The following is a 20399-nucleotide window of genomic DNA, read 5'->3' on the forward strand; positions in this document are numbered from 1 at the left end:
GTGCGCCCGCGCAATTGTGATGGACGGAAACGTCCCTTTGGCGTTCATATGGACGCAGGCGGCGCCGACAGGCGCTGCGAGAACTTGATGGGAATGTAGGCACGGTGCTTTCGCGAATTCTGGTTGCCATCGGCGGTCTTGTGGTCGTTGCGCTCTTTGCGGCGCTGATCGCCCCGTGGTTCATCGACTGGACGGGATTCCGCAAGGAATTCGAGCGCGAGGCAAGCCGCATCATGGGCAAACCCGTCGTCGTGCACGGCAGCGTCGACGCACGCCTGATCCCATTCCCGACCGTGACGCTCCACGACGTGCGCGTCGGCGGCAACGATGCCCGCGAGCCGTTGATCCAGGTCGAAAAATTCTCGATGAGCGCGGAGCTTGCGCCGTTCCTGAGCGGCGAAGCGCTGATCTTCGACATGCGCCTCGACCGGCCGAAGGCCAAGGTCAGGCTGCTTTCCGACGGCACACTCGACTGGGCACGCGGCACGCGCACGGCAATCCCGGCCAAGACCGTGGTGCTCGAAAACGTCGAGATCACCCAGGGCGAGATCGAATTCATTGACGAGCAGACTGGCCGCACCCGGCGCGTGACCGACCTTTCGGCCGATCTTTCGGCCCGGTCGCTGGCCGGTCCCTGGAAGGTCGAGGGCCGCGCGGCTCTGGACGGCGAAGCCGGCAGTTTCGCCTTTTCCAGCAATGAGGTGGACGAGGCGGGGGCGCTCAGCCTCAAGGCGCGGGTGACGCCGGACAAACGTCCCTTTGGCGTCGAGCTCGACGGCGCGCTCAAGATCGTCGACTTCAAGCCGGTTTACGGCGGCCGCTTCACGCTGACGGAAAACCGCCCGCAGGGCGAGGCGAAGGACGTCGACGGCCATGCGCCGCTGCGCATCAACGGCGATTTCCAGCTGACCAATGAGAGCATCCGCGTGCCGGAATATCGCTTCGAAGTTGGCCCTTCCGATGATCCTTACGTGGTGACCGGCGAGGCGACGCTCGACACCGGCAAGGACCAGAAGTTCCTGCTGATCGCCGACGGCCAGCAAATCGACGTCGGCCGCATCGGCAACAACGGCAACAACGGCAAGACCGGCCGCGACCCGGCGATCTCGATGCGTCAGCGGCTGGAAGCGATGCTGGCGATTGCCGCCGACATTCCCATTCCGCAGGTGCCGGGACGGGCCAGCCTGAAATTGCCGGCGATCGTCATCGGCGATACGACGGTGCGTGACGTGCGCATCGACGTGCAACCGGATGGCGCCGGCTGGGTGATCGACAATGTCGTGGCGCTTCTGCCCGGCCGCACCCAGCTCGAGGCCAAGGGACGCCTCAACCTCAAGGGCCAGCGCTCCTTCCGCGGCGACTTGCTGCTCGCGTCCAACCAGCCTTCGGGCCTGGCGAGCTGGCTGGCGGGCTCCGTCGATCCGGCGATCCGCAAGCTGAAGACCGCGGGCTTTTCGGCAACCGTCAACCTGACCGATACCCTGCAACAGTTCGAGAACCTGGAAGTTGCGGCCGGCGATGCCAGCCTCAGGGGCCGGCTTGAGCGTCAGTCCTTCGCCGAGCAGCAGCCGAACCTTTCGCTGCAGCTGAACGGCAATCGCATCGATCTCGAAGCCCTGCAGGCGCTGGCAGGCCTGGTCGCCGGCGACGCCTCGGCCTCGACGCTGATGCAGCATGCGATCGCCGCCGACCTTTCCGCCGACGAGTTCTCCGCCTTCGGCGAAGACGCGCGAGACGTTCAGGCGGTCGTGACCCTGAAGAACGGCCAGCTTCAAGCCGAGCGCGTGGCGATCGGCTCGCTTGCCGGTGCGCAGCTTGCCTTTTCCGGCCGCGCCAGCGGTGATCTCGCAAAGCCCGTCATTTCCGCCAAGATGAAGCTTGCGGCCAACGACCTGACGCCGTTCCTGGAAATGATCGGCCGGCACGCCGTCGATCATCCAGCCCTTCGCCGCCTGACCAAGGCCGGTCCATACTACACGGACGCCGCCTTCGACGTGACGCTGACCGCCGGCAATAAGGAAGGCAATGCGCCTGCGACCTTCGGCATCTTCGGTACGGCCAACGGCACCAAGATCGCCGCCAGCTATCAGGCGCCCGACATGGCCCAGGCGCTTGCCGGCAAGGGCATGCTGCTCGAAGCGACGCTCGAAAACCCGCAGACGCTGCTGTTGCTCGGGCAGGCCGGGTTCGATCCATTGCCCTTCGATGCGGACGCCAACGGCATCCTCTCCGTCAAGCTGCAGAGCACCGACGGGTCCAACGCCAATGGCACGGTGACCTTTACCACCGAAAAGACATCGCTTGCCGCCAAGGGCAGCTTCGATCTCTCGCGCGACCATTTCCTCGAGGGCCAGGCCAAGCTGACGCTGCAGACGGAAGACCTCGAACCCTATCTCTTGCAGCAGGGCATCGCCCTGCCGCAGACGGGCAGCGGCCTGCCGATCTCGGTTTCGGCCGACGTGGCGACGACGCCGGAGGCGATCGCCCTTACAACGGTCGAAGGCAAGGCCGACAACAACGGCTTTGCCGGCGCGCTGACGATCGACCGAAAGGTGCCGGGCAAGGCGGAGGGCCAGATCAGCCTTGCAACGCTCGATCTCGCCTGGCTCGCCGAAGGCATTCTCGGGCAGGTTCAGGACATGTCGAGCGGCGCGCTGTCGAAGACGTCGGTGGCGCAGGCCGCCTGGACCGGTCTCAACGTCGCGCTCGACGTGCAGGCGGCCAATTTCTGGCCAGGCTTCTATGGAGCCGTCGGGAATTTTGCCGGCAAGATGGAGTGGAAGGGTGACGAAATCGCCTTCACCGATGCGACGGGCGACTGGCTCGGCGGCAAGCTCGAGGGCCGGGTGCAGATCGGCAATGCCAATGGATCCGGTTTCCTGCGCTCGCGGCTCGACGTCAAGGGCGGCGATCTCGCACAGGCGGGCTGGATGCGGGCAGGCGCGCCCGTCGCCACCGGTACATTCGATCTGTCGGTCGCGCTCGAGGCATCGGGTGCGAACGCGGAAGCCATGGCGCATTCGGCAAGCGGCTCGGGCACCGCAACCTTCAACGGCGTGACGCTCAATGGCGTCAACAGCGCGGCCCTGCCGAAGCTGATGGCAACGGCCGATGCGCTGAAGACGGAGATTTCGGCCGACGCGATCCGCCAGGCGGCGGAAGTGGCGGTGTTTTCCGGTCAGTCGGTTGTCGGTGTCGTCAAGGTTCCCTTCAGCATCGCCGGCGGCGTGCTGCGCGCACAAAATGTGACGGCGGCTGACGGCAACGCAGCCTTTGCGGGTGAGGCGTCGCTCGACCTTGCGGCTGAACGCATCGATGCCGGCATCGACATGACCTTCCGCGCCGGAGAAGAGGCGCTTGCCGGCGCTGAGCCGCGCGTGCGGCTCGGGTTTGCAGGGTTGCTGGCTTCGCCGGGCGTGAGCCTCGATGTTGCCGATCTCTCGAATTTCCTGTCGCTTCGGGCCTTCGAGCGCGAGCGCCGGCGTGTCGAGACGCTGCAGGCCAATGTGCTTGAAAAGCAGCGGCTGCGCCGCGAGGTGCAGCTTTACAAGGCAAAGGCGCAGCAGCGTGAAGTCGAGCGCCTGCGGGCGATCGCCGAGGAACGGCGGCGTGCGGCGGCAGCAGTCGAGGCGGAACGGGTAAAGGCCGATCTCGCCGCCCGCGCCGAGGCGGCCCGCAAGGCCGCCGAAGCTGCAGCGCAGGCCGAACGCGAACGCCAGCAGCAGCAGCAACTGGGCGCGCCATCGCAGGCGCAACCGGGTACAGGTACCGTCGAAGGCCCACAGAAGCCGGGCGGTGAAGGGTTGAATTTCGACGTCTTGCCTGACGTTACCGTGCAATAGCTTTGCCGGCACCGCGGTCGCGCGCCGCATAGGCGCTGGCCGAGCTTTGGTGTCGCCGTGTGTGCTGTCAGGCGTCAATGTGTGCGGCAGCGGGTTGGCAGCGGGTTGATCGCGCGCAGGCCCCACTGCGCGGATCACGCTCGGTCTGGGGGCGGGCACCCGTTCGAAGCCTTTCTTCTCCGGCGTCGCCGTGTCCCGGTTCAGAAGCGGATGGCGACGCCGAGGATCGGTCCGTGTTGTACGGTGTCGAACTTGAAACCGTCGTCGCTGTAGTCGACGCCGAGCGCGCGGTAGCCGATGACGGCCGAGATCGTATCCGTGAACTTGTAGCCGAGACCGAGTGCTGCATCCCAGTCGAGATCCGCACCGCCCGCACCGATCAGGCCCCAGCCGGTCAAATAGAACTCGGGCGTGAAATAGTAGGCGCCGCGTAGGCCCGCGACCGCATCGACTTGTTTGCCCGATCAGGCTGCGCGGAATTGCCCGAACTGTGGCGTCAAGCACACAGGAAGCGGTAAGGTACGCTTTTATTGCAATCACAGGTCTATGTTTCAGCTGGTGGAGGGCGTCGGCTTTCCCGCAATCGTGCGTCCAGGGCCGGCTGCGGAGGCGTGGGTTTTGCGTTCCGAGAACGGTTCGGCTCCTGGGCCGAACGCCTGCTTTCGTGCACTGAAATGCGTTAACCCCTAAAATCCTAATGGATTGATTGAGCAGGAGTTAGCATCCTGCCTGCACAGTGCGCCTTGCAACGGGGGGTGGCATGAAGTCGCTGGAGCAGGGCCTTGATCGCCGCGCGATCATCTGGATCATGAACTGGACGTTCTCCGGCACCGCCGGCTGCACGGCCGTTGCCCTTCTCATCACCTATTACTACATCGCCCCCTTCGGCGGCGAGGTGATGGCGACGTCGATGCGCCTTGCATTGTTCATTCCGTTGCTGCTGGCCATTCCGCTTTTCGCATTCATCGGCATCAAGCTCCAGCAACTGGCACGCGCCAACGATCTGTTGACGCTGGCGAGCCGATATGACGGCCTGACGGGCTGTCTCAATCGCGCTGCCTTCACATCGGATGTTACGGCGTTCTTCGCCGAACAGGACCGCAAGCCCTTTCCGGCGACATCAGCGCTGATGGTGCTGGACGCCGATCACTTCAAGCGCATCAACGATCACCACGGTCATCTCGCCGGCGATCAGGCCTTGGTGGCGATCGCAACCGAGATGCGCACGGCCGTGGGTGATAGCGGCTTGATAGGGCGCCTCGGCGGCGAGGAATTCGCGGTGTTCGTCCCCTATGCCAGCCCCGAAACGATTGGGGCGATGGCGGAGCGTATCCGCCTGGCGGTGGCTGAGCGCGGGCAGGCGATTGCGCCGGGCGCAGATCCGGTAACGGTCAGCGTCGGTGTGGCGCTGTTCACCTTTCCCGCCCACTACGAGGATATCTTCAAGATCGCCGACGACCAGCTCTATCTCGCCAAGAACACGGGACGCAACCGGGTGTGCCTGATCGAATATGCGCGTCTGCCGGGGGGCATCAGGGCGATGGCGGCCCAACTGCGTGAGGGGATTTCGGGCGCCTTCACCGACGTATTCGGGAACGGCGGTGATGACCTGGGCGAGGAGCCGTCACGCGTCGCCGGACGCTGACCGGCCGGTATTCGACTTGATCCAGTCAAGAACATAGACCCGCAGCGCCGAGGACAGGTTGCTGTCGCCGCCGCGCGCATCGTCGATCTCGACGATCAGCTGGGCGATCGGCATGGCACGGGCGGCCGCGATCGTCTTCAGCTCCAGCCAGAACGGGTCCTCCAGCGAGAAGCTGGTGCGGTGTCCGTGCAAGGTGGCGGAGTGTTTTCGGATCATCGCCGGAGCTCGCAGATTGATTCAAGTCGTTGGCGGTTTGATTCGGAAAGCGGACGTAAGCTTTTGTGCCGGAATCGTTTTTTACGGTGTCGCGCATCAAATGGGACGCGTGAGAGGCGCTTGGAACCCGCTGCATAATCTCGCCTCAAGTCGATCCCGATCCGAAGCGCCATGCAGTGGCGGCTACTGCATAATTCCTTAAATCGGATCCGATTTAAGGATGAAATTATGCAGCAAGTTTAAAGTGTTACAGCGTCCTTAGCGCGTCATATTTGATGCGCGGCGCTGTAAGCCGGACTGCTCAGTCCTCTGCCTCATCTGGTCGATCGCCGGCAGGTTCGCGCCGTCCCTGGTCGAGGGCCTTTGCCGCCTTTGTGTTCAAGGCGTCGGTCAGCGATTTCTCGGCCTTGGTGCGGCCGAACGAGATGCGGTTCTGTTCGGCCTGCTTTTCTTTTTCGGCGCGGGCATTGCGCTTGCGGAACTGGCGTAGGTTGACGACGTCACCACTCATGCCGCGTCCTTTCGCTTGCCTCAGTTCTTCTTGCGGAAGGAGTCGAGCGAGACCACCGAGCCGCCGCCATTCTTGGCTTCGCCGGATTTCTCCGCGTCCTTGGGCGGTACTTCGCCGTCGGTTTCAGGCACGGGGTAGGCGGTGATCTCCGCCGATTCGGCCTCTTCCTCTTCGGCCGTCGCCACGTCGAACTCGAGTTCGAAATTGACCGAGGGGTCGTAGAAGCCGCGAATGGCATTGAACGGAATGACCAGCCGCTCCGGCGTATCGGAGAAGGAGAGACCGATCTCGAAGCCGGCTTCGGAAACCTTGAGTTCCCAGAACTGGTGCTGGACGACGATCGTCATCTGCTCGGGATACTTGGATTTCAGGTGCTGCGAGATGCGAACACCCGGCGCGCCGGTCAGGAAGGTGATGAAGAAATGGTGCTCGCCGGGCAGGTGGCCGGTGGCCGCAACCTCGGTCAGCACCTTGCGGATGACGCCGCGAAGCGCGTCCTGCGCCAGAATGTCGTAGCGAATGTGGTCCTGGCCCATGAGATTCCCGTCTTTCTCGAACTCAATTCTACTGTCGGCTTTCCATTGCCCGTCTCAATATGACGAGTCAATTATTCAAGCATCTATAGACCATTTCGAAGCGGGGGAGAAGGTGAAGGCTTCTGTTGCCAGGTGCCTTCGGACCCCGCCTTACGGTGCTACCCGGAAGGACTTGATTTGAAGTGTCGCACCGCCGTTAGGCAGCGAGACGTGCTTCAGCATAGTTGTCGTTTGCAACTATAAGTTTAGCCCGATAACGGTGGTACAATGCCGAGCAAAAAGTCGATCTTTACGCCCTTGTCGATCCTATTTCGCCCCCATCAAAAGCCGGTCATCGAAATGTCGACCGGTTTTTGGTGGAGGCGCCGGGTACCGCCCCCGGGTCCAATGGGTTTATTTCACCGCCCGTTTATTGCCATAGCCGCCCGAAGACGGCATCTGTCATATAGGTCTTTCCGGCGCTGAAGAAAAGGGGAAAGCATGGATATATCGCTGCTTTTCCAAAACCCTTGACATGATGGGCAGCCATGAAAAACTCCGGCTGCTGCAGGCGGACTACCCAGGCAGGCTTGCCAGGACATGCTGCAGTTCTCGAGCAATCTCAATGCGGAGGCATCATGACCGACTATCTCGCAGATGTGCAGAAGTATGACAGCGGCGCCGACGAAGCTGTTGTGAACAAGATCGTGCGCCATCTCGGCATTGCGCTGCGCAACAAGGATTCCTCGCTCGTGTCGGCCACCGACCCCAAGGAACTCGAGCGCGTCAGGGAGAAATGGTGCGAGAAGAAGCTCGGTGTCGCAGGCGCGGAAGCGGACGCGGCCATTTCTGCAACCGCAAAGGCCATGTCGACGGATCGCTCAAAGTCACGCGTGACCTTCTACTACCTGGTGGCCAAGAACCTCGGTAAGCTGCAAACTCTTTAGAGCGATGATTTTCATAGGTGAGGCGGGGTGGAAGCCGAAAACCGCGCACTTTTCCTCATCCCGCCATGAGTGCGGCTGAATTTGCGGGATAAACATCCCCGGGACATTGGTTTGCCGCCGGCTTCACCCTAAATTTGGGACAACACGAATCGGCGGCGCCAAACCATGCAGCAATATCTCGACTTTCTCGACCATGTGATGACCAGCGGAACCGACCGGGGCGACCGGACGGGAACGGGGACGCGCTCGGTCTTCGGCTACCAGATGCGTTTCGACCTTTCGGAAGGCTTCCCGGTGCTGACCACCAAGAAGCTGCACCTGCGCTCGATCATTCACGAACTGCTGTGGTTCCTGAAGGGCGAGACCAATATCGCCTATCTCAAGGAAAACGGCGTCAGCATCTGGGATGAATGGGCGGACGAAAAGGGCGATCTCGGACCGGTGTACGGCTACCAGTGGCGCTCCTGGCCGGCGCCGGACGGGCGGCATATCGATCAGATCGCCGGCCTTGTCGAAAGCCTGAAGACCAATCCCAATTCGCGCCGTCATATCGTTTCCGCCTGGAACCCGGCGCTCGTCGACGAGATGGCGCTGCCGCCGTGCCATTGCCTGTTCCAGTTCTATGTCGCCGACGGCAGGCTTTCCTGCCAGCTCTATCAGCGCTCGGCCGACATCTTCCTCGGCGTTCCCTTCAACATCGCGTCCTACGCGCTTCTGACGATGATGGTGGCGCAGGTGACCGGACTGAAGCCGGGCGATTTCGTCCATACCTTCGGCGACGCGCATATCTACCACAACCATTTTGACCAGGCGCGGCTGCAGCTTGCCCGCACGCCGAAGACGCTGCCGACGATGCGGATCAACCCTGATGTCAAGGATCTGTTTTCGTTCCGTTTTGAAGACTTTACCCTCGTCGGCTACGAAGCTGATTCAACCATCAAGGCACCGATCGCCGTCTGACGCTCCGCCACCTCGGGCGGCGCGGGCAGGGCCATGGATACCGACATTCGCATGGCGGCGGGAGACCGGGAGGGTTTTTCGCCTCCGATGTAATTCAAGCGTTACAGCGCCTCTTACGCATCATGTTCGATGCGCGGCGCTGTCGGGAGGTTTCGATGCTGACGCTCATCCACGCACCGCTGTCGCGCTCGTCGCGCATCGTCTGGCTGCTCGAGGAGATCGGCGCGGAATACGAGATTCGCTATGTCTCTATCCGCCGCTGGGACGGTACCGGCGCGCCCGACGACAACAATCCACATCCGCACAAGCAGGTGCCGGCGCTCCTGCACAAGGGCGCGCTGATCTGGGAATCGGCGGCGGTGGTGCAGTATCTCACCGACCTCCATCCCGAGTGCAGCCTCGGCCGGGCGCCTGGCCATCCCGAGCGCGGCGCCTATCTCTCCTGGCTTGCCTATTATGCCGGGGTGATCGAGCCGACGGCGCTGGCACACATCACCGGCGCGACGATCAACAATCCGGCGCAGGCGCGGCTCTACAGCGAAATGTGCGCCCATGTGATCGACGTGCTCAGCCGGCAGACTTATCTGCTCGGCGCGACGATGAGTGCTGCCGATCTGCTTTTGGCAAGCGCGCTGCAATGGATGCGCAAGATCCTGCCCGAGAGCGAGGTCGTGGACCGCTACATCCGGGTGGTCACCGACCGGGCAGCCTATGTCAGGGCAGGCGAAATCGACAGCAAACCGAATGGGTTCCATGACTGATACCAGCACCAACGAACCGAAAATCTCCCTCATCGCCGCGGTTGCCGCCAACGGCGTCATCGGGCGCGAGGGCGATCTGCCGTGGCGGCTCCCGACCGACCTCAAGCGCTTCAAGGCGCTGACGCTCGGCAAGCCCGTGATCATGGGGCGCAAGACGTGGACCTCGATCGGCCGTCCGCTGCCGGGCCGGGCGAACATCGTCATCAGCCGCAGCGCCGATTTTTCCGCCGAGGGCGCGATCGTCGCGCATTCGCTGGAAGAAGCGCTGGCCGCGGCGCGGCGCGAAGCCTCGGCAACCGGCGCGGACGAGGTCTGTGTCGTCGGCGGCGGCGAGATCTATCGCCAGGCGATCGGCGTGGCGGATGTCCTGCATATCACCGAGGTTCCGGCCGACGTCGAAGGCGATGCCCGCTTTCCTGAAATCGATCCCGCAGTCTTCGACAAGGTGTTCGAAGAAGATCTGCCGCAGGGCGAGAAGGACAGCCATGCCATGCATTTCGTGACATGGCGCCGGCGCGCCCTGTCCTGAAGGCCCATTCGTCAACTATTTTGAACCATTTACGGTGAACTCTGGCGTATCGCGTTGAAAGCGATGCATGTCATACCTATAACGGGTTCACATCGTGAACGTCCGTGCATTCGCGCGGCAGTTCATCGTGAGCAGTATTCAAAAGAGAGGTTTTGATGCCCTGGAGCAATCAGAATGGCGGCGGCGGCCCTTGGGGCGGCGGCGGCGGCAATCAGGGGCCATGGGGCCAGGGGCCGAACCGGCCGCGTGGCGGCGGCAAAGGCGGCCCGCCGGATCTCGAAGAGATCATTCGCCGTGGCCAGGATCAGCTGAAGAACGTCGTTCCCGGCGGTTTCAATGGCGGCGTCTTCGCAATCATCGGCCTGCTGATCGTCGGCTTCATCCTGATCAATTCGATCTACACCGTCCAGCCGGATGAACGGGGCGTGGAAATGCGCTTCGGCAAGCCGAAGGACGAGATCTCGATGCCGGGCCTGCACTATCACTTCTGGCCGCTCGAAACCGTCGAGTTCGTCAAGATCACCGAGCAGCAGCAGAACATCGGTGGCCGCAACAGCGGTCAGTCCAATGCCGGCCTGATGCTGACCGGCGACCAGAACATCGTCAACGTCCAGTTCTCGGTGCTGTATTCCGTCACCGATCCGAAGGCTTACCTCTTCAACGTCGAAAATCCGTCCGACACCCTGCAGCGGGTTGCCGAAAGTGCGATGCGCGAAGTGGTCGGCCGCCGTCCGGCCCAGGATATTTTCCGTGACAACCGTCAGGCGATCGCCGCCGACGTGAAGAGCACGATCCAGGCAACGATGGACAGCTACGGCACCGGCGTTTCCGTCAACACCGTGGCGATCGAGGATGCGGCCCCGCCGCGCGAAGTCGCCGATGCGTTCGACGAAGTGCAGCGTGCCGAGCAGGACGAAGACCGCTTCGTCGAAGAAGCCAACCAGTACGCCAACCAGATCCTCGGCAAGGCCCGCGGTCAGGGCGCGCAGATCCGTGAAGAGGCAGCCGCCTACAAGGGGCGCGTGGTCAAGGAAGCGGAAGGTGAGGCCCAGCGCTTCATCTCTGTTTATGACGAATATTCCAAGGCGCCTGACGTAACCCGCAAGCGTCTCTATCTCGAAACGATGCAGGACGTGCTCGGCAAGTCGAAGAAGGTCATCATCGACGAGAAGAACGGGCAGGGCGTCGTGCCCTATCTGCCGCTGAATGAAATCACTCGGCCGGCACAGTCGGGAGGCGCACAGTGATCAACAATCGTACTTCAATCATCCTGATCCTGCTCGCCGTCGTCTTCGTCGGTCTCTACTCGTCGGTCTTCGTGGTCAACGAACGCCAGCAGGCGGTCGTCGTCCGCTTCGGTCAGATCCAGGACGTCAAGAGCCAGCCGGGCCTCTACTTCAAGCTGCCCTTCGCCTTCATGGATGCCGATCGCGTGCAGTATGTCGAAGACCAGGCGCTGCGCTTCGATCTCGATAACATCCGCGTTCAGGTTTCGGGCGGCAAGTTCTATGAAGTCGACGCCTTCGTCGTCTACAAGATCGCCGACCCACGCCGCTTCCGCGAAACCGTTTCGGGCGACCGCGATTCTGCCGAAGCGCGTCTGCGTACCCGTCTCGACGCATCGCTGCGTCGCGTCTACGGTCTGCGCGGCTTCGAGGCGGCACTGTCGGACGAGCGTGCATCGATGATGCGCGAAGTTCGCGCCGACCTCAAAACCGATGCCGAATCGCTCGGCCTCAACATCGAGGACGTTCGCATCCGTCGCACCGACCTTACGCAGGAAGTCTCGCAGCAGACCTTCGATCGCATGAAGGCCGAGCGTCTGGCGGAAGCCGAACTGATCCGCGCCCGGGGTAACGAAGCCGGCCAGCGTCGCCGCGCCATCGCCGACCGTCAGGTCGTCGAGATCGTCGCCGACGCCCAGCGCGAATCGGAAATCCTTCGCGGTGAAGGCGAAGCTGAACGGACGAGGACTTTTGCCGACGCATTTGCGCGCGATCCGAAGTTCTTCGAATTCTACCGTTCGATGACCGCCTATACGGCGTCCATCGGCAGCTCGGATACGACGCTCGTGCTGTCGCCGCATTCGGAGTTCTTCCGTTATTTCAATGACTCGGAAGGCACCGCACCGGCTGCAACAACGACGCAACCGGTGACCGGGAACTAAGCGGACAATGTCCGACTTTCTGACCGGGATCGCTTTTTTCCTGATCATCGAGGGGCTGGTGTACGCACTGGCCCCTTTGGTTTTAGTGGAATTGGCGAAGCGTTTGCCGTATGTCCCGGAGCATCAGCTTCGACTGGCCGGGGTATTTTCTGTTGCCGCCGGTGTCGGACTTGTCTGGTTGCTTCGAGGATAATGCGAAATGCCACATAAACTGCTGATCCGGCTGGTCGATGCCGAATATGCGATCACCCGTCTCAATGTCGGTTCCCAGATGCCGGAATGGCTGCCGGGACCGGGTTTCTGGACCGTGTCCAGCTCGCGAGAGGAAATGACCCTCGTCTGCCGCGCCGCGCGCGTCCCTTCCAGCACCCAGAGTTCGCTCGGCTGGCGCTGCTTCCGCATCGAACAGCATTTCAGCGTTGACGTGCCCGGCGTGCTTTCGTCCGTGCTCAGGCCGCTGTCGGCTGCGGGTATCGGCGTCTTTGCCAATTCGACCTTCAGCACCGACTATATCTTCGTGCCCGGTTCCGATCTCGACAGGGCAGTGCAGGCGCTGAAAGAACACGGGCACGAGATCACCATCTGATCGTCGCTTTGCATCCGCTCTTTCGGACGGATCAGAAAATCGTGTCTGGACGCTTCTGAATTCCGCCGTATCTTCACTGGAAGATCGGGCGGAACGCGATCCCCGGATCGCGTCGCTGTCACCAGCCGCATAACGCCTCCGATCTGGATCGATCGAAGGAAGAGTTATGCGGCACATCAAAGTCGCTGCAGCGACCCTTGCGCCTCGTCGGACGCATGGGGCTGCAGAGCATCGCATGACGCGGTATCCCTGCCGATACCGCACCGCCGAGACAACGTGAGGAGCTCCGCGAATTGTCCACTCGATCGAAATCCTTCGGCGCCCTGGCGCTGGCCGCCTCGCTGCTTCTGTCCAATGTCGCGATGGCGCAGACGGCCGCCGTCCGCCCGCCGAGCAATGGCCCCGCATCCGTCGCCGATCTTGCCGCCGGCCTGCTTGATGCTGTCGTGAACATTTCGACGTCCCAGCGCGTCAAGAACGACGACGATGCGCCGACGCCGCAGGTGCCGGAGGGCTCGCCCTATCAGGACTTCTTCGACGAATTCTTCAAGGGGCAGGGCGACAAGGGCGGCAACCGCCAGCGCACCGTCAATTCGCTCGGCTCCGGCTTCGTCATCGATCCCGCCGGCGTCATCGTCACCAACAATCACGTTATCGACGGTGCCGACGATATCGAAGTGATCTTCGCCAACGGCAGCAAGCTCAAGGCAAAGCTCGTCGGCAAGGATACCAAGACGGATCTCGCGGTGCTCAAGGTCGAGCCGAAAGCGCCGCTGAAGGCGGTACCTTTCGGCGATTCCCGCAAGATGCGGATTGGCGATTGGGTCATGGCGATCGGCAATCCGTTCGGCTTCGGCGGCTCGGTATCCGTCGGCATCATCTCGGCGCGCGGCCGCAACATCAATGCTGGCCCCTACGACAATTTCATCCAGACGGACGCCGCCATCAACCGCGGCAATTCCGGTGGCCCGCTGTTCAACATGCAGGGCGAGGTGATCGGCATCAACACCGCGATCATTTCGCCGACAGGCGGCTCGATCGGCATCGGGTTCTCCGTCCCGACCGAGCTGGCCGCCAATGTGGTGCTGCAGCTCAAGGATTTCGGCGAGACGCGCCGCGGCTGGCTTGGCGTGCGCATCCAGCCGGTGACGGATGATATCGCCGAGAGCCTGAAGATGGCCTCGCCGCGTGGCGCGCTGGTCTCGGGCATCATCGAGGGCGGGCCGATCACCAAGGGTGAGATCAAGGCCGGCGACGTCATCATCAAGTTCGATGGCAAGGACGTCTTCGAGATGCGCGACCTGCCGCGGGCGGTCGCCGAAAGTGCCGTCGGCAAGGCCGTCGATGTGGTGATCATCCGCGACGGCAAGGAGCAGACGGTCAAGGTCACGCTCGGACGGCTCGAGGATGGCGAGGACATCGCCAATGCCGCGACAACCACCAATGATGAAGGTGGCGAGGACAAGAAGACGGATCAGCCGCCGGCAGCCGAGTTGCCCGCCACCGACACGGTGCTCGGCATGAAGCTGACGACGCTCAATGCCGAAAGCCGCAAGAAGTTCGGCATCGCTGACGATGTCGAGGGGGTGGTGATCGCCGAGGTCCAGGCAGGGTCTGCCGCCGCTGAACGCCGGGTGGAACCGGGCGACGTTATCGTCGAAGTCGGCCAGGAAGCGATGGATACGCCTGACGACGTCTCCGACCGTGTCGAAGAGCTGAAGTCCGACGGCCGGCGCAATGCACTGCTGATGCTTTCCAACAAGACCGGCGAATTGCGCTTCGTTACCGTGCGCATGGAATAGGACGGCGTGGTGCGATGGCATTTTCCTGAATCCTTTCAGGGCCATCGCGCCACTCTTTCACAGGTCGACTCCGACCCCTGACATTTCGATTCAACGCTGCATGTTTCTCGAAACGGCATCGATCTGAAGAGGGGATTGTGCGGCGCCCTTTGCGCGTTCCGCTTGGCGCCCTGCGCTGCGGCGACTGGCCATGTCGGCCGCTGTCTTTGAGCGTTTCCGGTTTAGACGGAGACGCAGAAACGTTCTATCTCTTTGTTTTTTACGCATTTCCTGACGGAAAACCGCTTCGCACCTTTCCTGGAAATGCTCCATAGGTGCCGCGCGCAGCCTGTTTGAGGGCAATGCGGCATGATGGGACAAGTCCGTTAGTCTTCGGCGCAGGACATGCTCCTGGTCCGTTCCGATCGGGTGCGGTGGGCGCTCTGCCGCAGGGGCTGGAAGGTCATCAGGCGCAGTGCGTCGATCAGGGTCTCGAGGATGGCAGACATGGCCGGATCCTCCTTTCTGTTTTCCACATTTCAACGCACTTGTCGCCAGGTCTCAAACGAGTTTACAGTCGCGTTCGGATGACTTGAGGTTATGCATGAAGCGCGGCCGTCTACCCCTGACAGCGTTGCGGAGTTTCGAGGCGGCGGGCCGGCTCGAAAGCTTCACGCTGGCCGCCGGCGAGTTGTTCGTTTCTCAAGCCGCGATCAGCCGGCAGATCCGCGAACTGGAAGACCTCGTCGGCCGGCCGTTGTTCGAGCGGCGCCACCGCAGCGTCAGCCTGACGGCGGAGGGGCGGTCGCTGCTTTCGGTGCTGACTTCCGCCTTCGACATGGTGGGAGACAGCCTGGAGGCGCTCTCCGGGCGCGAGCTTGCGCATACGCTCAGGGTCAGCGCCGAGCCATGTTTTGCCGGCTGCTGGCTGGTGCCGCATCTGGCACAGTTTCAGAGCGAGCATCCCGAGATCGACCTGTTGATCGACGCCGACCCGCGGCTGGTGGAATTTCGCAGCGGCGACGCCGACATCGCCATCCGCCACAGTTTGAAGCTCTCCTCCTGGCCGCGCGTCGAGGCGCGACAGCTTGCGCAGGTGGAGATGATCCCCGTGATTGCGCCGGAGCTTGCCCGGTCCGGCAGCCCCCTGTCGACGCCTGTCGATCTCATGCAGCATGCGCTTCTGCACGAGGACAATCGCGAGCTTTGGGAGCAATGGTTCGCCGCCGCCGGCGCGGGGCCCGTTCGTATCGAGCGAGGTGCTATCTTCAATGATGGCGCCATGGTGTTGCAGGCGACACTGCGCGGCAACGGTGTCGGGCTGATCGACCGTGACCATGTGCGCGACGAGCTTGCGGCCGGGCGCCTGCTGCAGCCGTTCGACATCTCCGTGCCCTATGGCGCCTTCTTTCTGGTCGCGCGGCGGTTTGATGCTCTGTCCGAGGCGGCGCAGGCGTTCGCTGCCTGGGTCGAGCGGATGTATCCGGGGGCGGGGCGCAGGACGTGAGCTTCGAGTGCCGCACGACTGACCGGCAGGCCGACAGCGCAAGCGCAAGCCGTTACTTACCGGCGCTACCGCGCGATCACGCCCCGGTCTTGGCCCGCTGCGACTGCCAATCCGCCCGGGTGATCGCGTAGAGCACATGGCGCGCGAGTTGTGGCTTGTCGGCGGGGATGCGGGGGTGGTCGAAGTCGCGCGCGGGGTCGCGGTGCATTCGCAGGCGCGCCATCACAGCCGTCGAGCGCGTGTTTTCGGGGATGGCGAAGGAGACGATTTCGCGTAGGTCCTTTTCGTCGAAGCCATAACGTAAGAGATCGAGGGCTGCCTCGGTGATATAGCCCTTGCCCCAGAAGGGGGCGGCGAGGCGCCAGCCGATCTCGACGGTGCCTTTGGGCATGTGGGGCTCGAGGTCGGTATAAGCGAGGCCGCAGAAGCCGATCGGCCGGTCGTCGGCCTTGAGCGCCACCGCGAAGAAGCCGAGCCCGGTTTCGGCAATGCCGCGACCGACGCGGTCGAACAGGGCGTCGGATTCCTGCCGGCTGCGGCGATGGGGGAAGAACTCCATCACCTTGGCATCGTTGTTGATCTCGAAGAAGAGATCGCGGTCGCTCTCCTTCCAGGCGCGGATGCGCAGCCGTTCGGTCTCGGAAACGATCATTTGACGAAATCGGTCTTGCGGTAGCCCTGCAGATAGAGAAGGGCCGTGAGGTCGCCATGATCGATGCGGACCTTCGCCTGTTCGGCGACCACCGGCTTGGCATGCAGCGCGACGCCGGTGCCGGCAAGCTGCAGCATGCCGAGATCGTTGGCGCCGTCGCCGACGGCAAGCGCCTCGTCGGTCGAGATGCCGAGGCGGCCGGCAATGTCGAGGAGCGCGTCGACCTTGGCCTGCTTGCCGAGGATCGGCTCGGCGACCTCGCCGGTCAGCGTGCCATCCTTCTCGATCAACGTGTTTGCGCGGTTTTCCTGAAAGCCGAGCATGTCGGCGACCGGGCCGGTAAACACCGTGAAGCCGCCGGAGACGAGCGCGGTGTAGTAGCCCTTTGCCTTCATGGTTGCGATCAGTTCAGGGCCGCCCGGCGTCAGCGTGATGCGCCTGGCGATGACATCGCCAACGACGCTTGAGGGCAGGCCCTTCAGAAGCGCGACGCGCTCGATCAGCGCCGGTTCGAAAGCGATCTCGCCGTTCATGGCGCGCGCGGTGATGGCGGCAACCTTGTCCTTGAGCCCGACTTCGGCGGCAAGTTCGTCGATGCATTCCTGGCCGATCATGGTGGAATCCATGTCGGCGATCAAAAGCTTCTTGCGCCTGGTGTCGGCATCCTGGACGGCGACATCGACAGGCGTTCCGTTCAGCGCGCCGCGCAGCGCCGCTTCGGCGGCAAAGAGGTCTGTGCCGTCGGTGAGCGCCAGGTCGCAGGCGACGCCGTCGGCGAGCCAATAGAGACCGGATGCCCTAACGGCGTCAGCGGCGGCTTCCGCGAGCGCTGGCGTCAGAACAGGATTTGACGGATTGGCGATAAGCGTGGCAACGAGAGCCATGGACAACAACCTTGAAACCGATACGGACGCGATCCTGATAACCGGGCCGACCGCCAGCGGCAAGTCCGCGCTTGCGGTCGAATTGGCGCGCCAGCACGCAGGCGTGGTCATCAACGCCGACAGCATGCAGGTTTACGACACTTTGCGGGTGCTGACCGCGCGCCCCGACGAGGTCGACATGGGCGGCGTCGAGCACTGTCTTTACGGCCATGTACCGGCTGGCGGCGCCTATTCGACGGGCGCCTGGCTGCGCGAAGCCGAGGCGCTTGTCGCCACGCTGCGCGAGGATGGTCGGTTGCCGGTCTTCGTCGGCGGCACCGGGCTCTATTTCAAGGCGCTGACCGGCGGTCTTGCCGACATGCCCGAAATTCCCGCCGCCATTCGCGAGCGGTTGCGCCAGCGGCTGAAGACCGAAGGGCCGGAAGGGCTGCATGCCGAGCTTGCCGCGATCGATGCGCAGACGGCAGAGGCGCTGAAGCCCGGCGACGGCCAGCGCATTGTGCGGGCGCTCGAAGTGGTCGAGGCGACCGGCCAGTCGATCCGCGTCTACCAGCAGAGGAACGGCCCTGAGATCATCAATCCGCAACGGGCGCGAAAGCTGGTCGTGCTGCCGGATCGCAAAGTGCTGCGCGACCGCATCAACCGCCGATTCGGCTTGATGCTGGCCGGCGGGGCGATCGACGAGGTGCACGCGCTCATGGCGCTGAACCTCAGCCCGGATATGCCGGTGATGAAGGCGATCGGCGTCAGCCAGATTGCCGCGCTATCGCGCGGTGAGATCGATGAGGCCGAGGTGATCGAGGCCGGCTCTGCCGCAACCCGCCAATATGCCAAGCGGCAGATGACCTGGTTCCGCAACCAGCTCGACGACAGCTGGCGACGCATCGAGAATGCTGCGCAGGTCGTTTGAGGGCTGAGCGGGTGACCGCGCCACCGAATGCCGTGTGCGCGTTCATCAGATATGTCTCGATCACACCGATTAATTGCAGTTCTTTTCATACAATCGAAAGCCTTGAGTTTTGATGCTCTGTCTCTACCTCACGATCCGGGTCTGTGGGTGCTCACCACTTCGTCTAGTCAGGGTTTATGAAATAAAACTCCGGTGTGGAGGGGGCTGTGCTCGTCGCCATGCGCATAACGTCTGCGATGAACAGAGGCGGCACCGCCTCGCGGGCAAGATCTTCGATCCTTGCTTGCAATTCCTTCACCTTTTCGGGGTTCGCCTCCGCGAGATTTGTTGCCTCGGAAACGTCCTTCGATAGATCGAAAAGCTCCACCTTCGGCGGCAAAAGCGCCGCCCAAACGAGTTTCCAGTCTCCTTTGCGCACCGCACCCCGGAAGGGTTCAACATTGTAGACGACTTCGTCGCGCGGGGACGGTTTGCCCTCGCTAATCGCTGCCCAGACATCCAGTCCATCAAGTTCCTTGTTCTTGCCAAGCTTCGCTCCGGCAACGCCTGCGAGGCTTGGATACATGTCAACCACATGGACCATTCCATCGACCACACCCGGTTGGACCCGGCCGGGCCAATTGGCCAGCCCAACGGCGCGCGTGCCGCCCTCGTAAAGCATCCCTTTACCGTCGCGATACGGCCCGTTGTTGGGCGGGAGTTCACCCTTGACCTCAGACTCGCCAGCGAACTTCGCGGATCGTGTTCCGCCGTTGTCGCTATGGAATATGACGAGCGTGTTCTCACGCATATTGCGCTTCTCAAGCGCATCGAGAACGCGGCCAATCTGGTCGTCCATGGCGCTGATCATTGCGGCATAGGCGCGGCGAGACTCGTCGGCAATATGCGCATTACGGTCGAGATATTCCTGGGGTGCCTGAAATGGCGTGTGGGGCGCAGTAAAGGCGAGGTACAGGAACAGCGGCGTCTGAGGATCCTGCTCGTTGATCAGCCGGACGGCATCGTTTCCGAAGAGGGTCGTATCATATCCCGGCTCTTTGACCTGCTCGTTGCCTCGATACCAGTCTACGACGCCGTGCGCCTCGTGCTCGAAATGATCGATCTCGCCGACCAAGGCCCCGTAAAAGTAGTCGAACCCGCGCTGTGGTGGCCAGTATTCAGGTTTTCCATGGCCAAGATGCCATTTCCCGATCAGTGCCGTCTTGTACCCTGCTTCTTTGAGGGCCTGTGGCAGCAACCACTCATCAGTAGGAATACCATAGAGCCCGCCCGAGGGAATGACGGCGGTCTGCAGGCCGTAACGCATAGGATAGCGCCCGGTCAGGAACGCTGCGCGCGTCGGCGTGCACATGGGCTGCACATAGAACTGGTCGAACTTAACTCCAGTGTCGGCGAGTTTATCGAGGTTCGGCGTTTTGATGTCGGACCCGTGAAAGCCGACGTCTTTCCAGCCCAGGTCGTCGGCAACGATGTAAAGGATATTGGGAGGAGTGGAACCCTGAGCAGGCACCGGACTGGCGACAGTCAGCACCGTTGTCGCCACGATCCCTGCGGCCACCAGTGAGCAAGTGCTCAGGAGAACATCTCGCCGTCTCATACCCGTGGTCGGATCAACAGCCTTTGATAACGCAATGTGGTTCATGCGACCGTCCCCCATTGGTTTTCTCGGAAACATTCTCAGAAGCCTGCAAGCTATTCCGCGTCGGAATGCAGGAAATTGCAGCGGCGGAGTCCACACGCCCCGGATGACCGGTGGTTCAGATTGCACCTTGCTACGGAATCCGTAAAGCTAAATTAGGTGTTATTTAAATAATGGCTTCGACGTGATCCGGCGAACGCCGTAACCGTCGTGACCGCAAGGTGCCTATGAGTTGTTGGAAGTTATCTTATCTAAACGGCAGGACCCATCCGTCGTTACTGTTACAGAGTTGACATTTCTCCACATTAGATCACCCTAAATTGCATATGGACTGCAGCAGTACGTTT

The 20399-nt window shown here is 62.4% G+C and carries 20 protein-coding genes, 1 other RNA gene and 1 pseudogene; 13 read left to right on the top strand and 9 right to left on the bottom strand.

Annotated elements, in window-relative coordinates:
• The first annotated feature begins 104 nt into the window (after window positions 1-104).
• Window positions 105-3842 carry an AsmA-like C-terminal region-containing protein gene (locus ABIE33_RS12115; RefSeq protein WP_429125139.1) on the top strand — a complete coding sequence of 1246 codons (3738 nt, stop codon included), beginning with the start codon at window positions 105-107 and terminating at the stop codon, window positions 3840-3842.
• A gap of 200 nt (window positions 3843-4042) precedes the next feature.
• Here the strand turns inward: ABIE33_RS12115 and ABIE33_RS12120 are convergent.
• Window positions 4043-4306 (bottom strand): annotated as a pseudogene (locus ABIE33_RS12120) (hypothetical protein); the annotation flags it as partial.
• 296 nt (window positions 4307-4602) lie between these two features.
• On the opposite strand from ABIE33_RS12120, the gene ABIE33_RS12125 reads away from it, so the two are divergent.
• On the top strand, window positions 4603-5487 hold the full coding sequence (locus ABIE33_RS12125; protein ID WP_429125142.1) for a GGDEF domain-containing protein: 885 nt from the start codon (window positions 4603-4605) through the stop codon (window positions 5485-5487).
• On the opposite strand, the gene ABIE33_RS12130 is transcribed toward ABIE33_RS12125, so the two are convergent.
• The 4 genes from ABIE33_RS12130 to ssrA all read right to left on the bottom strand — a co-directional run bounded on the left by ABIE33_RS12130 (window position 5467) and on the right by ssrA (window position 7225).
• Window positions 5467-5703: a ribbon-helix-helix domain-containing protein gene (locus ABIE33_RS12130; RefSeq protein ID WP_429125145.1), complete on the bottom strand. Its 237-nt coding sequence runs from the start codon at window positions 5701-5703 to the stop codon at window positions 5467-5469. The two genes, ABIE33_RS12125 and ABIE33_RS12130, sit on opposite strands and share 21 nt — an antisense overlap.
• Before the next feature lie 301 nt (window positions 5704-6004).
• Window positions 6005-6214 carry a DUF4169 family protein gene (locus ABIE33_RS12135; RefSeq protein ID WP_429125148.1) on the bottom strand — a complete coding sequence of 70 codons (210 nt, stop codon included), beginning with the start codon at window positions 6212-6214 and terminating at the stop codon, window positions 6005-6007.
• A 20-nt stretch (window positions 6215-6234) separates the two neighbouring features.
• The gene (locus tag ABIE33_RS12140; protein WP_429125151.1) at window positions 6235-6750 is read right to left on the bottom strand and encodes an SspB family protein; all 516 of its coding nucleotides are present in this window, start codon (window positions 6748-6750) and stop codon (window positions 6235-6237) included.
• 111 nt (window positions 6751-6861) lie between these two features.
• Window positions 6862-7225: a transfer-messenger RNA gene (ssrA, locus tag ABIE33_RS12145) on the bottom strand.
• Between the two features lie 142 nt (window positions 7226-7367).
• Between ssrA and ABIE33_RS12150 the strand changes: the two genes are divergently transcribed.
• The 9 genes from ABIE33_RS12150 (at window position 7368) to ABIE33_RS12190 (ending at window position 14481) form a co-directional block, all read left to right on the top strand.
• Window positions 7368-7676 (top strand): DUF2853 family protein, encoded by a 309-nt coding sequence (locus ABIE33_RS12150; protein WP_429125154.1) that lies wholly within the window; start codon window positions 7368-7370, stop codon window positions 7674-7676.
• A 165-nt stretch (window positions 7677-7841) separates the two neighbouring features.
• Window positions 7842-8636 carry a thymidylate synthase gene (locus ABIE33_RS12155; RefSeq protein ID WP_429125157.1) on the top strand — a complete coding sequence of 265 codons (795 nt, stop codon included), beginning with the start codon at window positions 7842-7844 and terminating at the stop codon, window positions 8634-8636.
• Between the two features lie 155 nt (window positions 8637-8791).
• Window positions 8792-9397, top strand: coding sequence for a glutathione S-transferase (locus ABIE33_RS12160; RefSeq protein WP_429125159.1), 606 nt, complete (start codon window positions 8792-8794; stop codon window positions 9395-9397).
• Window positions 9390-9926: a dihydrofolate reductase gene (locus tag ABIE33_RS12165; RefSeq protein ID WP_429125161.1), complete on the top strand. Its 537-nt coding sequence runs from the start codon at window positions 9390-9392 to the stop codon at window positions 9924-9926. Before ABIE33_RS12160 ends, ABIE33_RS12165 begins: the two co-directional genes overlap by 8 nt.
• A 155-nt stretch (window positions 9927-10081) precedes the next feature.
• On the top strand, window positions 10082-11173 hold the full coding sequence (gene hflK, locus ABIE33_RS12170; RefSeq protein WP_429125163.1) for an FtsH protease activity modulator HflK: 1092 nt from the start codon (window positions 10082-10084) through the stop codon (window positions 11171-11173).
• Complete coding sequence (gene hflC / locus ABIE33_RS12175; RefSeq protein WP_429125165.1) at window positions 11170-12093, top strand: protease modulator HflC; 924 nt, start codon at window positions 11170-11172, stop codon at window positions 12091-12093. The genes hflK and hflC overlap by 4 nt, the downstream gene beginning before the upstream one ends.
• 7 nt (window positions 12094-12100) lie before the next feature.
• On the top strand, window positions 12101-12286 hold the full coding sequence (locus ABIE33_RS12180) for a DUF2065 domain-containing protein (RefSeq protein WP_025427670.1): 186 nt from the start codon (window positions 12101-12103) through the stop codon (window positions 12284-12286).
• A 6-nt stretch (window positions 12287-12292) separates the two neighbouring features.
• Window positions 12293-12679 (top strand): ACT domain-containing protein, encoded by a 387-nt coding sequence (locus ABIE33_RS12185; RefSeq protein ID WP_429125168.1) that lies wholly within the window; start codon window positions 12293-12295, stop codon window positions 12677-12679.
• 362 nt (window positions 12680-13041) lie between these two features.
• Window positions 13042-14481, top strand: a complete 1440-nt coding sequence (locus ABIE33_RS12190) for a DegQ family serine endoprotease (protein ID WP_429125550.1) — start codon at window positions 13042-13044, stop codon at window positions 14479-14481.
• 365 nt (window positions 14482-14846) lie between these two features.
• Here ABIE33_RS12190 and ABIE33_RS12195 read toward each other — a convergent pair whose 3' ends face one another.
• Window positions 14847-14969, bottom strand: coding sequence for a hypothetical protein (locus tag ABIE33_RS12195; RefSeq protein ID WP_429125171.1), 123 nt, complete (start codon window positions 14967-14969; stop codon window positions 14847-14849).
• A gap of 95 nt (window positions 14970-15064) precedes the next feature.
• Here ABIE33_RS12195 and ABIE33_RS12200 point away from each other — a divergent pair, with 95 nt between their 5' ends.
• Window positions 15065-15967 carry a LysR substrate-binding domain-containing protein gene (locus ABIE33_RS12200; protein ID WP_429125174.1) on the top strand — a complete coding sequence of 301 codons (903 nt, stop codon included), beginning with the start codon at window positions 15065-15067 and terminating at the stop codon, window positions 15965-15967.
• A gap of 76 nt (window positions 15968-16043) precedes the next feature.
• On the opposite strand, the gene ABIE33_RS12205 is transcribed toward ABIE33_RS12200, so the two are convergent.
• Both ABIE33_RS12205 and serB read right to left on the bottom strand, forming a co-directional pair.
• Window positions 16044-16619, bottom strand: a complete 576-nt coding sequence (locus ABIE33_RS12205) for a GNAT family N-acetyltransferase (protein ID WP_429125177.1) — start codon at window positions 16617-16619, stop codon at window positions 16044-16046.
• Window positions 16616-17503: a phosphoserine phosphatase SerB gene (gene serB / locus ABIE33_RS12210; RefSeq protein ID WP_429125180.1), complete on the bottom strand. Its 888-nt coding sequence runs from the start codon at window positions 17501-17503 to the stop codon at window positions 16616-16618. Before serB ends, ABIE33_RS12205 begins: the two co-directional genes overlap by 4 nt.
• Here serB and miaA point away from each other — a divergent pair.
• Entirely contained in the window at window positions 17502-18413 is a 912-nt protein-coding gene (miaA, locus tag ABIE33_RS12215; protein WP_429125183.1) for a tRNA (adenosine(37)-N6)-dimethylallyltransferase MiaA, read from the top strand. The genes serB and miaA overlap by 2 nt on opposite strands.
• Before the next feature lie 163 nt (window positions 18414-18576).
• Here miaA and ABIE33_RS12220 read toward each other — a convergent pair whose 3' ends face one another.
• A complete protein-coding gene (locus ABIE33_RS12220; RefSeq protein ID WP_429125186.1) occupies window positions 18577-20055 on the bottom strand; it encodes an arylsulfatase B in 1479 nt (492 codons plus the stop codon).
• Window positions 20056-20399 lie beyond the last annotated feature (344 nt).

It is taken from the genome of Ensifer sp. 4252 (genome assembly GCF_050434565.1).
Classification (GTDB): domain Bacteria; phylum Pseudomonadota; class Alphaproteobacteria; order Rhizobiales; family Rhizobiaceae; genus Ensifer.

What these genes read in the sequence shown, in the direction of transcription:
- ABIE33_RS12155 (WP_429125157.1), top strand. Translation starts at nt 7,842, where the DNA reads ATGCAGCAATATCTCGACTTTCTCGACCATGTGATGACCAGCGGAACC.
- ABIE33_RS12160 (WP_429125159.1), top strand. Translation starts at nt 8,792, where the DNA reads ATGCTGACGCTCATCCACGCACCGCTGTCGCGCTCGTCGCGCATCGTC.
- ABIE33_RS12200 (WP_429125174.1), top strand. Translation starts at nt 15,065, where the DNA reads ATGAAGCGCGGCCGTCTACCCCTGACAGCGTTGCGGAGTTTCGAGGCG.
- ABIE33_RS12185 (WP_429125168.1), top strand. Translation starts at nt 12,293, where the DNA reads ATGCCACATAAACTGCTGATCCGGCTGGTCGATGCCGAATATGCGATC.
- ABIE33_RS12140 (WP_429125151.1), bottom strand. Translation starts at nt 6,750, where the DNA reads ATGGGCCAGGACCACATTCGCTACGACATTCTGGCGCAGGACGCGCTT.
- ABIE33_RS12130 (WP_429125145.1), bottom strand. Translation starts at nt 5,703, where the DNA reads ATGATCCGAAAACACTCCGCCACCTTGCACGGACACCGCACCAGCTTC.
- serB (WP_429125180.1), bottom strand. Translation starts at nt 17,503, where the DNA reads ATGGCTCTCGTTGCCACGCTTATCGCCAATCCGTCAAATCCTGTTCTG.
- miaA (WP_429125183.1), top strand. Translation starts at nt 17,502, where the DNA reads ATGGACAACAACCTTGAAACCGATACGGACGCGATCCTGATAACCGGG.
- ABIE33_RS12165 (WP_429125161.1), top strand. Translation starts at nt 9,390, where the DNA reads ATGACTGATACCAGCACCAACGAACCGAAAATCTCCCTCATCGCCGCG.
- hflK (WP_429125163.1), top strand. Translation starts at nt 10,082, where the DNA reads ATGCCCTGGAGCAATCAGAATGGCGGCGGCGGCCCTTGGGGCGGCGGC.
- ABIE33_RS12125 (WP_429125142.1), top strand. Translation starts at nt 4,603, where the DNA reads ATGAAGTCGCTGGAGCAGGGCCTTGATCGCCGCGCGATCATCTGGATC.
- ABIE33_RS12190 (WP_429125550.1), top strand. Translation starts at nt 13,042, where the DNA reads ATGGCGCAGACGGCCGCCGTCCGCCCGCCGAGCAATGGCCCCGCATCC.
- ABIE33_RS12220 (WP_429125186.1), bottom strand. Translation starts at nt 20,055, where the DNA reads ATGAACCACATTGCGTTATCAAAGGCTGTTGATCCGACCACGGGTATG.
- ABIE33_RS12205 (WP_429125177.1), bottom strand. Translation starts at nt 16,619, where the DNA reads ATGATCGTTTCCGAGACCGAACGGCTGCGCATCCGCGCCTGGAAGGAG.
- ABIE33_RS12180 (WP_025427670.1), top strand. Translation starts at nt 12,101, where the DNA reads ATGTCCGACTTTCTGACCGGGATCGCTTTTTTCCTGATCATCGAGGGG.
- ABIE33_RS12150 (WP_429125154.1), top strand. Translation starts at nt 7,368, where the DNA reads ATGACCGACTATCTCGCAGATGTGCAGAAGTATGACAGCGGCGCCGAC.
- ABIE33_RS12195 (WP_429125171.1), bottom strand. Translation starts at nt 14,969, where the DNA reads ATGTCTGCCATCCTCGAGACCCTGATCGACGCACTGCGCCTGATGACC.
- ABIE33_RS12135 (WP_429125148.1), bottom strand. Translation starts at nt 6,214, where the DNA reads ATGAGTGGTGACGTCGTCAACCTACGCCAGTTCCGCAAGCGCAATGCC.